The sequence below is a fragment of the Pseudomonas sp. PvP027 genome, from assembly GCF_017833005.1.
GTDB classification, from domain to species: Bacteria; Pseudomonadota; Gammaproteobacteria; order Pseudomonadales; family Pseudomonadaceae; genus Aquipseudomonas; species Aquipseudomonas congelans.
In genome coordinates this window covers 4362724-4376261 of record NZ_JAFIBK010000001.1, presented here as the reverse complement: position 1 = coordinate 4376261, position 13538 = coordinate 4362724, and the positions used below count along the sequence as shown (strand labels likewise).

The 13538-nt window shown below is 58.5% G+C and carries 16 protein-coding genes; 6 read left to right on the top strand and 10 right to left on the bottom strand.

Annotated elements, in window-relative coordinates:
- Positions 1-186: 186 nt before the first annotated feature.
- From hisC to JOE33_RS18890, 10 genes are all read right to left on the bottom strand, one after another.
- Positions 187-1239: a histidinol-phosphate transaminase gene (gene hisC, locus JOE33_RS18935; protein ID WP_122694818.1), complete on the bottom strand. Its 1053-nt coding sequence runs from the start codon at positions 1237-1239 to the stop codon at positions 187-189.
- Positions 1239-2585 carry a histidinol dehydrogenase gene (gene hisD, locus JOE33_RS18930; RefSeq protein WP_003400252.1) on the bottom strand — a complete coding sequence of 449 codons (1347 nt, stop codon included), beginning with the start codon at positions 2583-2585 and terminating at the stop codon, positions 1239-1241. The genes hisC and hisD overlap by 1 nt, the downstream gene beginning before the upstream one ends.
- Positions 2586-2708: 123 nt before the next feature.
- The gene (gene hisG, locus JOE33_RS18925; protein WP_002555077.1) at positions 2709-3344 is read right to left on the bottom strand and encodes an ATP phosphoribosyltransferase; all 636 of its coding nucleotides are present in this window, start codon (positions 3342-3344) and stop codon (positions 2709-2711) included.
- Between the two features lie 154 nt (positions 3345-3498).
- Positions 3499-4764, bottom strand: coding sequence for a UDP-N-acetylglucosamine 1-carboxyvinyltransferase (gene murA, locus JOE33_RS18920; RefSeq protein ID WP_002555078.1), 1266 nt, complete (start codon positions 4762-4764; stop codon positions 3499-3501).
- A 22-nt stretch (positions 4765-4786) separates the two neighbouring features.
- Positions 4787-5026 carry a BolA family protein gene (locus tag JOE33_RS18915; protein ID WP_005889065.1) on the bottom strand — a complete coding sequence of 80 codons (240 nt, stop codon included), beginning with the start codon at positions 5024-5026 and terminating at the stop codon, positions 4787-4789.
- 115 nt (positions 5027-5141) lie between these two features.
- A complete protein-coding gene (locus tag JOE33_RS18910; protein ID WP_010427507.1) occupies positions 5142-5447 on the bottom strand; it encodes an STAS domain-containing protein in 306 nt (101 codons plus the stop codon).
- On the bottom strand, positions 5444-6094 hold the full coding sequence (locus JOE33_RS18905; protein ID WP_032615170.1) for an ABC transporter substrate-binding protein: 651 nt from the start codon (positions 6092-6094) through the stop codon (positions 5444-5446). The genes JOE33_RS18910 and JOE33_RS18905 overlap by 4 nt, the downstream gene beginning before the upstream one ends.
- 10 nt (positions 6095-6104) lie before the next feature.
- A complete protein-coding gene (mlaD, locus tag JOE33_RS18900; RefSeq protein ID WP_003313587.1) occupies positions 6105-6572 on the bottom strand; it encodes an outer membrane lipid asymmetry maintenance protein MlaD in 468 nt (155 codons plus the stop codon).
- Positions 6572-7369 (bottom strand): lipid asymmetry maintenance ABC transporter permease subunit MlaE, encoded by a 798-nt coding sequence (mlaE, locus tag JOE33_RS18895; protein WP_010427511.1) that lies wholly within the window; start codon positions 7367-7369, stop codon positions 6572-6574. Before mlaE ends, mlaD begins: the two co-directional genes overlap by 1 nt.
- Positions 7369-8178, bottom strand: coding sequence for an ATP-binding cassette domain-containing protein (locus JOE33_RS18890; protein ID WP_003313589.1), 810 nt, complete (start codon positions 8176-8178; stop codon positions 7369-7371). The genes mlaE and JOE33_RS18890 overlap by 1 nt, the downstream gene beginning before the upstream one ends.
- 304 nt (positions 8179-8482) lie before the next feature.
- Here JOE33_RS18890 and JOE33_RS18885 point away from each other — a divergent pair, with 304 nt between their 5' ends.
- The 6 genes from JOE33_RS18885 to JOE33_RS18860 all read left to right on the top strand — a co-directional run bounded on the left by JOE33_RS18885 (position 8483) and on the right by JOE33_RS18860 (position 13514).
- Entirely contained in the window at positions 8483-9457 is a 975-nt protein-coding gene (locus JOE33_RS18885) for a KpsF/GutQ family sugar-phosphate isomerase (RefSeq protein ID WP_032615168.1), read from the top strand.
- Entirely contained in the window at positions 9457-9996 is a 540-nt protein-coding gene (locus tag JOE33_RS18880; RefSeq protein ID WP_096130279.1) for an HAD family hydrolase, read from the top strand. The genes JOE33_RS18885 and JOE33_RS18880 overlap by 1 nt, the downstream gene beginning before the upstream one ends.
- A gap of 8 nt (positions 9997-10004) precedes the next feature.
- Positions 10005-10577 carry an LPS export ABC transporter periplasmic protein LptC gene (gene lptC, locus JOE33_RS18875; RefSeq protein ID WP_010427516.1) on the top strand — a complete coding sequence of 191 codons (573 nt, stop codon included), beginning with the start codon at positions 10005-10007 and terminating at the stop codon, positions 10575-10577.
- Positions 10564-11112 (top strand): lipopolysaccharide transport periplasmic protein LptA, encoded by a 549-nt coding sequence (gene lptA, locus JOE33_RS18870; RefSeq protein ID WP_002555088.1) that lies wholly within the window; start codon positions 10564-10566, stop codon positions 11110-11112. The genes lptC and lptA overlap by 14 nt, the downstream gene beginning before the upstream one ends.
- On the top strand, positions 11113-11838 hold the full coding sequence (gene lptB, locus JOE33_RS18865) for an LPS export ABC transporter ATP-binding protein (protein ID WP_002555089.1): 726 nt from the start codon (positions 11113-11115) through the stop codon (positions 11836-11838).
- A 182-nt stretch (positions 11839-12020) separates the two neighbouring features.
- A complete protein-coding gene (locus JOE33_RS18860; RefSeq protein ID WP_032615165.1) occupies positions 12021-13514 on the top strand; it encodes an RNA polymerase factor sigma-54 in 1494 nt (497 codons plus the stop codon).
- Positions 13515-13538: the final 24 nt, after the last annotated feature.

Sequence of the window (13538 nt, the reverse complement as noted above, 5' to 3'; positions counted from 1 at the left end):
GATCTTTGACGCAGAGCATCACGAAAGGCGCTTCCACTGCGTTCAGGCATCTGCCTGAAGGGCGTGGGAGCGAGACTTGCGTATGACGATGAGTCTGCCGCGTGGGCATGTCCTTCTGGACGCCTTGCGCCCGGTCTAGAGTCGTAGCGCAGGGCCAGCCCGTTTTCGGGCTGACCAATCCGCTTCTCAGATGTCGCTAAGGCCTTCCAGCAACGCCTGATGCTGCTCTGGCGTGCCGATGCTGATGCGCAGGAACTGGGCGATTCGCTGCTGCTTGAAGTGGCGAACTATGACGCCCTGCTCGCGCAATTTGGCGGCCAGTGCTGCGGCATCGTGTTGCGGGTGGCGGGCGAAGATGAAGTTGGCTGCCGATGGCAGTACCTCAAAACCTTTGCCCTGCAACTGCTCGATCAACGCCTCGCGGCTTTCGATGACCTTGTTACGGGTCTTCTCGAAGTGCTCGTGGTCCTCGAAAGCGGCCGCCCCGCCCACATTGGCCATGCGGTCCAGCGGATAGGAGTTGAAGCTGTTCTTGACCCGCTCCAGCGCCTCGATCAGGTCAGGATGCCCCACTGCCAGACCGACGCGCAGCCCGGCCAGCGAGCGCGACTTGGACAGGGTCTGGGTGACCAGCAGGTTCGGGTAACGGTCGATCAGCGTAATCGCTGTCTCGCCACCAAAGTCGATATAGGCTTCATCGACCACCACCACCGAATCCGGGCTGGCCTTGATGATCTGCTCGACCTTGTCCAGACCGAGCAGGCAACCGGTCGGCGCATTCGGGTTGGGGAAAATGATCCCTGCATTCGGCCTGGCGTAGTCTTCGGCACGAATCTGGAACTGCTCGTCCAGCGGGACCGTTTCGTAATCGATGCCATACAGACCGCAATACACCGGGTAAAAGCTGTAGCTGATGTCCGGAAACAGCAACGGCGCCTCGTGGCGGAACAGGCCGTTGAAGATGTGCGCGAGCACCTCGTCCGAGCCGTTGCCCAGGAACACCTGATTGGGCTGCACCTTGTAGTAATCGGCGACAGCGTGCTTGAGCAGATCACTGTTGGGATCCGGGTACAGGCGCAAATCGTCGGTCAGCGCAGCACGCATGGCGTCGATGGCCTTTGGCGAAGGGCCATACGGGTTTTCATTGGTATTGAGCTTGACCAGTCGGGTCAGCTTCGGCTGTTCGCCCGGCACATAGGGCACCAGATCGCTGACAAAAGGGCTCCAGAATTTGCTCATTATTTGCCGTCCTCTGTGTTGCCTGCTTTCCAGTCAGGGTCAGTGATTCGATATTCGGCACTGCGCGCGTGACCGCTCAGGGATTCGCCACGAGCCAGCACGGACGCTGTCTTGCCCAGCTCGGACGCACCTTGCGGCGAGCAATAGATGATCGACGAGCGCTTCTGGAAATCGTAGACGCCCAGCGGCGAGGAGAAACGCGCCGTTCCGGAGGTCGGCAGCACATGGTTGGGACCTGCGCAGTAATCGCCCAGCGCTTCGGAGGTGTGGCGCCCCATGAAAATCGCACCCGCATGGCGGATCTGCGGCAGCCAGGCTTCCGGATCGGCGACCGACAGTTCGAGGTGCTCGGGCGCGATGCGATTGGCGACTTCGATGGCCTGGGCCATGTCAGCCACCTTTATCAGGGCGCCGCGACCGTTGATCGACGTTTCGACGATGGCCGCCCGCTCCATGGTCGGCAGCAGACGGGTGATGCTGGCCGCCACCTTGTCGAGAAATTCGGCATCCGGACTGACCAGAATGGCCTGGGCATCTTCGTCGTGCTCGGCCTGGGAGAACAGGTCCATGGCGATCCAGTCAGGATCGGTCTGGCCGTCACACACCACCAGAATCTCGGAAGGACCAGCGATCATATCGATCCCCACCTGACCGAAGACGTGACGCTTGGCGGTCGCCACATAGATGTTGCCAGGGCCAACAACCTTGTCGACTTTCGGCACGCTTTCAGTGCCGTAAGCCAGCGCGGCAACAGCCTGCGCCCCGCCAATGGTGAACACCCGGTCGACCCCTGCAATGCAGGCAGCAGCCAGCACCAGTTCGTTGATTTCACCACGCGGCGTCGGCACGACCATGACCACTTCGGTCACACCTGCCACCTTGGCCGGTATGGCGTTCATCAATACCGAAGACGGATAGGAAGCTTTGCCACCCGGCACGTACAGACCTGCACGGTCCAACGGCGTGACCTTCTGGCCCAGCACCGTGCCGTCGGCCTCGGTGTAGCTCCAGGAATCCTGCTTCTGCTTTTCGTGGTAACTGCGCACACGCTCGGCGGCCTTTTCCAGGGCTTCGCGCTGAACCGGGGTAATGCGCGTCAACGCCAGTTCCAGGCGCTCGCGGGGCAGGATCAGGTCGGCCATCGAGGCGACCTGCAGCCCGTCGAACTTCTGGGTGAACTCGACCAGCGCCGCGTCGCCACGCTCACGCACCGCCTTGATGATGTCGAGCACGCGCTGGTTGACCGAGTCGTCAGACACACTTTCCCAGCTCAGCAGATGATCCAGATGTCGTGCGAAATCCGGGTCAGCAGCGTCGAGTCGGCGAATTGCAGTGGGAGTGGTCATAGCGGGGCCTCAATAATTGGCGGATGCTCAGGAGCCTAAAGCTACCAAGCTATCCGCGCAGGCACCTGAGAAATTTGGCTATGACACGGATAGCTGGACGCAACTCAACGTTGCGTGAATGGGTCAGCTGCGGTGTCGCGACTCCACTGCCTTGCGCAGAGTGTCGATGAGGGCCTGGATACGTGCGTGCTGCATCTTCATGGAGGCCTTGTTGACCACCAGACGCGAGCTGATGGTTGCGATCAGTTCCTGGGGCTCGAGGCCATTGGCACGCAAGGTATTACCGGTGTCGACCACGTCGATGATCTTGTCTGCCAGGCCAATCAGCGGTGCCAGCTCCATGGAGCCGTACAACTTGATGATATCGACCTGGCGGCCCTGCTCGGCGTAGTAACGCTTGGCAACGTTGACGAACTTGGTCGCCACGCGCAGACGGCCCTTGGGCTCGACCGCACCGATAGCGCCCGCCGTCATCAGCTTGCACTTGGCAATCTGCAGGTCGAGCGGCTCATACAGGCCCTGACCGGTGTATTCCATCAACACATCCTTGCCCGCGACACCCAGATCGGCGGCACCATGCTCGACATAGGTCGGCACATCGGTGGCACGCACGATCAGCAGGCGCACATCGGCCTGAGTCGTGGGGATGATGAGCTTGCGGCTCTTGTCCGGATTCTCGGTCGGCACTATGCCCGCTTCAGCGAGAAGCGGCAGAGTGTCATCAAGAATACGGCCCTTGGACAGTGCGATGGTCAACATGGGAAACGTAAGTCCTTATCAGGAAACTTTTGTCACGACGCAAGCGGCGCATGACAACCCTCAGGCCTGTCGACCTGAAGTGAAACGAATCAGAAATCACACCCGCGACAGAAACAGGCGGCCCCGATGCCAACGGCATCAGGGCCGCGTGCTGCTAGCCCGGAACGCGGCGGATCTTGGCACCCAGCATTTGCAGCTTCTCTTCGATGCACTCGTAACCACGGTCTATGTGGTAGATGCGGTCGATCAGCGTGTCACCCTGGGCAACCAGCGCCGAGATCACCAGACTGGCCGATGCACGCAGGTCGGTTGCCATGACTGGCGCGCCCTTGAGCACTTCGGTGCCGGTAACAATGGCGGTGTTGCCTTCGACCTGTATCTGAGCGCCCATGCGGTGCATTTCATACACGTGCATGAAGCGGTTTTCGAAGATGGTCTCGATGACCGCCCCCGTGCCTTCGGCAATCGCGTTGAGCGAAATGAACTGCGCCTGCATGTCGGTCGGGAACGCCGGATAAGGCGCGGTACGCACATTGACGGCCTTCGGACGCTTGCCGTGCATGTTCAGCTCGATCCAGTCCTCACCTGTCGTGACTTCGGCACCCGCTTCCTGAAGCTTGAGCAGCACAGCCTCAAGGATGGTCGGATCGGTGTCCTTGACCTTGACGCGACCGCCGGTAACGGCAGCGGCCACCAGGTAGGTGCCGGTCTCGATACGGTCAGGCATGACCTTGTAAGTGGCCGGGCCCAGACGCTTGACGCCATCGATGGTGATGGTGTCGGTACCTGCACCGTGAATCTTGGCACCCATTGCGATCAGGAAGTTGGCCAGATCGACAACCTCGGGCTCGCGCGCGGCGTTCTGCAGCACGCTGCGACCGTTGGCGAGGCTGGCCGCCATCATGATGTTTTCAGTACCGGTCACGCTCACGGTATCGAAGAAGAAGTTGGCACCGCGCAAGCCACCCTCGGGTGCCTTGGCCTTGATGTAACCGCCTTCGACATCGATGATCGCGCCCATGGCTTCAAGGCCACGGATGTGCAGGTCGACCGGACGCGAACCGATGGCACAACCACCTGGCAGAGCCACTTCGGCCTCGCCAAAGCGAGCGACCATCGGGCCCAGCACCAGAATCGACGCACGCATGGTTTTCACCAGTTCGTACGGGGCGACCAGAGTCTTGATGGTGCGCGGGTCGATTTCGACACTGAGCTTTTCGTCGATCACAGGCTCGATGCCCATGCGGCCGAACAGCTCGATCATGGTCGTGATGTCGTGCAGGTGCGGCAGGTTCTGAACGGTAACGGGTCCGTCCGCCAGCAAGGTGGCGGCAAGGATCGGCAGGGCAGAGTTCTTTGCCCCGGAAATGCGAATTTCGCCATCAAGACGAACGCCGCCGGTAATAATCAATTTATCCATTAGAGTCTCGACACCAATTGGCTCAGGTACGCTCGGCCCATGCAGCGCGGCTGAAAAATTTCATGGTCACCGCGTGGATGCTGCCATCGGCAATCCAGGGGTTCAGATGGGTATAAATCTGTTGCTGACGTTTGACAGGGCTCAGGCCGGCCAACTCGTCGCTGATGATGTTCAGCTGGAAGTTGCAGCCTTCGCCTTCGACTTCCACTTTGATTTCCGGCAGCTTTCCTTCAAGGAAGCTTTTAACTTCTACGGCCTGCATGCTTAACCTCGATCGGCGCTGTACGCGCGCGGGTCTGGCATCATACAAAAAAAGCCCATGTTATGCGAAGCCTGACAAGCAGGTCCCGGATAAAGGGCTTTTTCGATAGTGCCTTTCAGTGGGCGTCCAGCAGCTCGGTCAAACCTGATACGCGGGCTATCTGGCGCATGTCTTCGGGGAGCGAGCGGACTGTCATCGACTTGCCTGCATCCCGGGCATCGCGCATGAACGCCAGCAACAAGGCCAGGCCAACGCTGCTGGACTTCTCGACACCCGAGCAGTCAAGCGTGAGATCTGCCAGATCACCGGACTTGATCAGTGCCGCACCCTGCTTGCGCAATTGCGGCCCTGTGCGGTAATCCAGCACACCGATCAGCCGGAGCTCACCCGGCCCGACAAGGCGGACGGCAGATTCGGTCATTGCACCGGCTTCTGCGTGGCATCAACGGTCGATTTGGTTTTGGCCACTTCGCCAGCCCAGTTGTTGATGGTGGTATCCAGGTTGTTGCCGTTGCGCTGCATGGCATCGGCGAACTGATCACGGAACAGCTTGCCGATATTGATGCCGTTGATGACAACGTTACGCACTTTCCACTCGCCGTTCAGCTTGACCAGCGTGTAAGAGACCGGATAGACCGCACCGTTGTTGCCCTTGACCTGCATGTCCACGCTGGTGCGGTCATCGCCTTCGTCCTTGGCAGGTGCGACGGTGATCCCCTGGTTGTTGAATTCCAGTAAGGCATTGCCATAGAACTGCATCAGGCTGCGCTTGAAGTTTTCCTCGAAACGCTTCACCTGTTCAGGGCTCGCTTTGCGGGAGTACTTCACGGTCATGATGCTTTTGGAAATGCCATCGGCATCCACGACAGGACCGACAATGCGGTTCAGTGCATCATAGAACGCGCTTGGATTGGCTTTGTACTGCTCGCGATTGGTCGCCAGGTCACTCAACAGTTCCTTGGTAGTGCGCTCCACCAGGTCATGAGCCGACGGGGTCGCCGCAGCATTCGCCAGCATTGGCAGAGTGGCCAGCAATACCAGCAGGCCACGGCGCAGAATAGAGATCATTTGAAGCTCCTCACTTGGCGTCTTTACTAACAGTATTGAGCAGGAATTTTCCGATCAGGTCTTCCAGCACCAGCGACGACTGCGTGTCATGGATAGTCCCGCCATCCTTGAGCAACTTGTCATCACCGCCGACGCTGAGACCAATGTATTTTTCACCCAGCAGACCGGCAGTCAGAATCGACGCAGTCGAGTCCGAAGGCAGGTTATCGACCTTCTTCTGAATCTCCAGCGTGACGCGACCGGTGAAGGTATCGCGATCCAGATCGATCGCCGTCACTTTGCCGATCGTAACGCCAGCCATGCTTACCTTGGCTCTGACAGTCAAACCGGCAATATTGTCGAAGTAGGCATAAAGTTTATAGGTATCGGTGCTCGCGCTTGTGCTCAGACCACTGACTCGCAGGGCCAGCAGGAGCAGAGCCAGTATCCCCGCCAGCAGGAACAGACCGACTCCGGTTTCGATGGCACGGTTTTGCATCAGAAATCTCCAAACATCAAAGCGGTCAAAATAAAGTCCAGTCCCAGCACGGCCAACGAGGCGTATACGACGGTTCTGGTCGTCGCGCGACTGATCCCCTCGGAAGTAGGATCGCAATCGTAACCCTGGAAAACGGCAATCCATGTCACCACGAAGGCAAATACGACGCTTTTGATCACCCCATTGAGCACATCGTTCGTGAAAGAAACGCTGTTCTGCATGTTCGACCAGAAAGAACCGTCATAGACTCCCAGCCAATCGATCGCTACCCAGGAAGCGCCCCAGATACCGACCACGCTGAAAATCATTGCCAGAATCGGCAACGAAATGAACCCGGCCCACAGACGCGGCGCAACAATGTACTTGAGCGGGTCGACGCCGATCATTTCAAGGCTCGACAGCTGCTCGGTGGATTTCATGTTGCCGATCTCGGCGGTCAATGCAGACCCTGCACGACCGGCGAACAGCAAGGCAGTCACCACAGGACCGAGTTCACGCAGCAGGGTCAGGGCAACCATCTGGCCGACCGCCTGCTCCGAACCGTATTTGGTCAGAATACTGAAGCCCTGCAGCGCCAGCACCATACCGATGAACATGCCGGACACCACAATGATGACCAGCGACATGACACCCACCGAATACAGCTGCCTGACCAGCAGTTGAAAACTGCTACCCGCACCGCCGCGACCGAGCAGGGCGTGAACCAGAAACAGACCGGAACGCCCCAGGACAGTAACAATATCAATGGCCGAGCGCCCCAGCAGGCGGACCCGGTCCATCAGTGACTTATTGCGCATCAGCGCTTCCCCAATAGATCTTCGCGAAAATCCGGCGCCGGATAGTGGAACGGTACAGGGCCGTCAGGCTCGCCGGTCATGAATTGACGAATACGTGGATTGTCCGAGGACATCAGTTCCTGAGGCGTACCCTGCCCAAGCACCTGCCCGTCGCCGACAACATATAGATAGTCGGCAATGCTCGCAGTCTCGCTGAGGTCATGGGACACCACGATACTGGTGATACCCAACGCATCGTTGAGCAGCCGGATCAGACGCACCAGTACCCCCATCGCAATCGGGTCCTGCCCGACAAAGGGCTCGTCGTACATGAGAATCTGCGGATCGAGAGCGATGGCACGCGCCAGCGCGACACGACGCTTCATGCCGCCCGACAATTCGTCCGGCATCAGTTCCACCGCGCCGCGCAGACCTACGGCCTGAAGCTTGAGCAGAACGATGTCGCGGATCATTTCTTCCGGCAGCTCGGTGTGCACGCGCAGTGGAAAGGCGACGTTTTCGAAAACATCCAGATCGGTAAACAGCGCGCCGCTCTGAAACAAAACGCCCATCTGCTTGCGGGCATCGAACAGATCACTGCGCGAGAGCTCCGGCAGATTCTGGCCGTTGACCCACACCTGCCCTTCGCTCGGGCGCAACTGGGCACCCATCAGGCGCAGCAGGGTGGTCTTGCCGCACCCTGACGGCCCCATGATCCCGGTGACCTTGCCGCGCGGAATACGAATATCAACGTTATTGAAAATGCTGCGCGCACCGCGTTTGAAAGACACACCTTTCAACTCGACCGCATAGGCGTCATCAGGACTCATCTAAACTCCTTGCGATACAGCTTCCGCCCCGAGCCGCCAATTTTTGAACACCGGCAGGCTGCCCAGGCGGGCCGAACAGGCCGCGAACTATATCACCGCAACCACCCGCCCCCAAGAAGAGAACCAAGCGGTTCAGGTATTCGCTGAATTATTCTGCACCACAATGTTATGGCCACAGGCTTGAATACAGACCTGCAAGTGCGTAGGAAATTCGTTTAAAAACAACACAACGACGATCAGACGTGAGGGAATCGTTCATTACCGCTATAATCGCCGCCTTTCAGCAGGCTGACCCTTTCCAGACATGAACCAATCCAGTGACCTGATCCAATCGGCGCAACGCACCATTCGCCTTGAGATAGAAGCCATACAAGGCTTGCTTGAACGTCTTGACGGCGACTTCGTGCGCGCGTGCGAAATGATCCTCGCCAGCAAAGGGCGTGTGGTTGTGGTCGGCATGGGCAAGTCCGGACACATCGGCAACAAGATCGCTGCCACGCTGGCGAGCACCGGCACCACCTCGTTTTTCGTGCATCCGGCCGAAGCCAGCCACGGCGACATGGGCATGATCACCCGTGATGACATCATCCTGGCCCTGTCGAACTCCGGCAGCACCAACGAAATCGTCACCCTGCTGCCACTGATCAAGCGCCTGGGCATAAAGATGATCAGCCTGACCGGCGACCCGGAGTCCATTCTGGCCAAGGCTGCCGACATCAACCTCAACGCCCATGTGGTGCATGAGGCCTGCCCGCTCAACCTGGCACCGACATCATCGACGACCGCTGCACTGGTCATGGGCGACGCCCTTGCCGTGGCGCTGCTCGACGCACGCGGTTTCACCGCCGAAGATTTCGCATTCTCCCATCCGGGTGGCGCCTTGGGTCGCCGCCTGCTGCTCAAGGTCGAGAATGTCATGCACTCCGGCGAATCACTGCCCAGCGTGCAACGCGGCACCCTGCTGCGCGACGCCCTGCTTGAAATGACTCGTAAAGGTTTGGGCATGACCGCCATCGTCGAAGCCGACGGCACACTGGCCGGCATCTTCACGGACGGTGACTTGCGCCGGACACTGGACCGCCCTGTCGATATTCGTCAGACCATCATCGACGAGGTCATGACGCTGCATGGCAAGACCGCCAATGCCGAGATGCTCGCCGCCGAGGCGCTGAAAATCATGGAGGACAACAAAATCAGTGCGCTTGTTGTCGTAGACCAGAACGACCGCCCGGTTGGCGCATTCAACCTGCAGGATCTCCTGCGCGCAGGCGTCATGTAATGGAAAACGAAATAATGAACCAGGATCTCATGCAACGCGGCAAGGCCATCAAGCTGGCAGTCTTCGACGTCGATGGCGTGCTGACCGATGGCCGCCTTTACTTCATGGAAGATGGCAGCGAGATCAAGACATTCAATACCCTCGACGGCCAAGGCATAAAAATGCTGATAGCTTCGGGCGTCACCACGGCGATCATCAGTGGCCGCAAGACCGCGATAGTCGAGCGCCGGGCGAAAAGCCTGGGCATTGAACACCTGTTCCAGGGACGTGAAGACAAGCTGGTGGTGCTGGACAAGTTGCTTGCAGAACTCAATCTGAGTTACGAACAGGTCGCTTATCTGGGTGATGATCTGCCAGACTTGCCCGTCATCAGACGCGTCGGCCTGGGCATGGCAGTGGCCAATGCGGCCGGTTTTGTACGCGAGCATGCACACGGGATAACCAGGGCGCGAGGCGGCGAAGGCGCGGCGCGCGAATTCTGCGAACTGATTCTGAGTGCGCAAGGCAACCTTGAAGCGGCTCACTCCGCCTATTTATAGAAGCCATTATGTTCACTAAAAAAATTCGCAAGTTCCTGCTTCTCGGGGTACTGGCGCTGCTGCTGGCAGCGGTCGGCTACTGGAACATCAGCCCGGAAAGCTTTATGGATCAACCGGTCTCGACGGTCGACGACACTGTCATCGACTACTATGCAATCAACGCCCACAGCGTTCAGTACCTGCCCGACGGCAAACTTCAGTACGACATGACCTCCGACAAGGTTGAGCATGTGAAAGCCACTGACGTGACCCTGTTGACCACGCCCGACCTGCATATGTACCGCGGCGGCGAGTTTCCCTGGCACGTGCAGAGCAAGAAAGGCGAGGTTTCGTCCGGCGGCGACCAGGTCGAGCTGATCGATTCGGTTCGCGTCGAACGTACCGATGAAAAACAACGTACGACTATTATCACCAGTAGTCGCATGACCGTATTCCCTCAGAAGCAATATGCGCAGACCGACCAAGACGTTAGAATCGACGGCGCGGGCGGTGTGACCACGGCCAAGGGAATGAAAGCGTATTTGAAAGACAGCAGGATGGACCTGCTGTCCAACGTAAGAGGACAGTATGAGGCTCGTTAAAACTCTTCCTTTATTGCTCGGCCTGGGCGCAGCACTGGGAAGCGCGAGCGCCTGGTCCCTGCCAACCGACCGAGATCAGCCTATCCACATCCAGTCTGACGATGCTCAGCTCGATGACAAGAAAGGCGTGGCGACTTACAAGGGCAATGTCATCATCACTCAGGGTTCGATGAAAATCACGGGCAACACCGTGACGATTACTCGTAATGCCCAGGGCGAAGTCGATGTATTTACCTCCGTCGGCAATCTGGCCTACTACGAGCAGAAGCCTGCCGTGGACAAACCGATCGTGCAGGCCTATGCCGTCACCATCCAGTATTACGCCGGACAGGACCGTATCGTCCTGATCGACAAGGCCAAGGTCATCAATGACGGCAACACCTCGGAAGGCGAGAAAATCGTCTACGACACGGTCAGACAGGTCGTCAGCGCCGGTCGTGCCAATGGCGGTGCCAAGGTGACCACACCACGTCCGCGTATCGACATGGTCATCCAGCCGAAAAAGAAAACCGATCAACCTCAGAAGGCCCAGTAAATGGCGACGCTCAAAGCCCAGCATCTGGCTAAAAGCTACAAAAGCCGGCAGGTCGTGCGCGATGTGAGCATCTCCATCGACAGCGGCCAGATCGTCGGCCTGCTGGGCCCGAACGGCGCCGGCAAAACCACCTGCTTCTACATGATCGTCGGCCTGGTCCAGGCCGATCAGGGTCGCGTGCTGATTGACGATCTGGATGTCAGCCACCAACCCATGCACGGTCGCGCCCGTGCGGGTATCGGCTACCTGCCTCAGGAAGCCTCGATCTTCCGCAAGCTGTCGGTATCCGACAACATCATGGCGATTCTCGAGACCCGCAAGGAGCTCGATGCCGGCGCACGCCGCAAGGAGCTGGAAAGCCTCCTGCAGGAGTTCCACATCACCCACATCCGCGACAACCTGGGCATGAGCCTGTCGGGTGGTGAACGTCGCCGCGTGGAAATCGCTCGCGCCCTGGCCACCGCGCCGAAATTCATCCTGCTGGATGAACCGTTCGCAGGTGTCGACCCTATTTCGGTAGGTGACATCAAGCAGATCATTCACCACCTCAAGGCCAAGGGTATCGGTGTACTGATCACCGACCACAACGTCCGGGAAACGCTGGATATCTGCGAGACGGCCTACATCGTCAACGATGGGCAGCTGATTGCGGAAGGCGACTCAGAGACCATTCTGGCGAACCAGTTGGTGAAAGAAGTCTATCTCGGCCACGAGTTCCGCCTTTAATCGACTGCCCTTTGCGCTTCGCAGCCGATTGATGCCTACGCAGTGTATTGACAACATTTTATTTGTCATATCACTCTAGGCAAACGCACAGGTTTCAGGCATATAATTTGCTTAAGTTGGCGCCACGGCGCCTGTAGTAGATGGCGCATGCGCGCCGGCGAATAAGGTGTTTAGCCCCTGCCATGAAACCATCGCTAGTCTTGAGAATGGGCCAGCAGCTGACGATGACACCGCAGCTGCAACAGGCAATCCGCTTACTTCAGCTTTCAACTCTGGATCTCCAGCAGGAGATCCAGGAAGCGCTGGAGTCAAACCCTATGCTTGAGCGGCAGGAAGAAGGCGACGACTTCGACAACTCCGACCCGCTTGCCGACAACATCGAACAAAAGCCCAACCCCGACGTTCAGGAACCGACCTATCAGGAATCCGCGCCTACCGTGGACAACCTTGAAGAAGGCGAATGGAACGAACGCATTCCCAACGAGCTGCCCGTCGATACCGCATGGGAAGACATCTACCAGACCAGCGCCAGCAGCCTGCCAAGCAATGATGACGACGAGTGGGACTTCACCACACGCACTTCTGCCGGCGAAAGCCTGCAAAGTCACCTGCTGTGGCAACTGAATGTTGCGCCGATGTCCGACAAGGACCGCCTGGTGGCGGTCACGCTGATCGACTGCATCAACAACCAGGGCTACCTCGACGAGACGCTTGAGGAGATTCTCGAGTCGTTCGACCCCGAACTGGACATCGAACTCGACGAGATCGAAGCCGTACTGCACCGCATCCAGCAGTTTGAACCTGCCGGCATCGGCGCACGCAACCTGAGCGAATGCCTGCTGCTGCAACTGCGCCAGCTGCCAGCGAAGACGCCTTGGCTGACAGAAGCACAACGTCTGGTCAGCGACTACATCGATCTGCTTGGAAGCCGCGACTACGGCCAGCTGATGCGACGCATGAAGCTCAAGGAAGACGAGCTGCGCCAGGTCATCGAACTGGTCCAGAGCCTCAACCCGCGTCCAGGCTCGCAGATCGAATCCACCGAAGCCGAATACGTCATTCCGGACGTGATCGTGCGCAAGGACAACGAACGCTGGCTGGTCGAGCTCAATCAGGAATCAGTACCGCGCCTGCGCGTCAACCCGCAATACGCGGGCTTCGTGCGGCGCGCCGACACCAGCGCGGACAACACCTTCATGCGCAATCAGTTGCAGGAAGCGCGCTGGTTCATCAAGAGCCTGCAAAGCCGCAACGAAACACTGATGAAGGTCGCCACGCAAATCGTCGAACATCAGCGCGGTTTTCTCGAGTACGGCGACGAGGCCATGAAGCCGCTCGTCCTGCACGACATTGCCGAGGCAGTGGGCATGCACGAGTCGACCATCTCGCGCGTAACCACCCAGAAATTCATGCACACCCCACGCGGCATTTACGAGCTGAAATACTTCTTCTCAAGCCATGTGAGCACCTCCGAGGGCGGTGAATGCTCGTCCACGGCAATCCGTGCAATCATCAAAAAACTGGTTGCGGCGGAAAATCAGAAAAAGCCGTTGAGTGATAGCAAGATCGCTGGTTTACTGGAGGCACAAGGCATTCAAGTAGCCCGTCGCACAGTCGCCAAGTACCGTGAGTCTCTCGGGATCGCCCCTTCCAGTGAGCGTAAGCGACTGATGTGATGCAGGCCGAGCCACAGCGTTCCA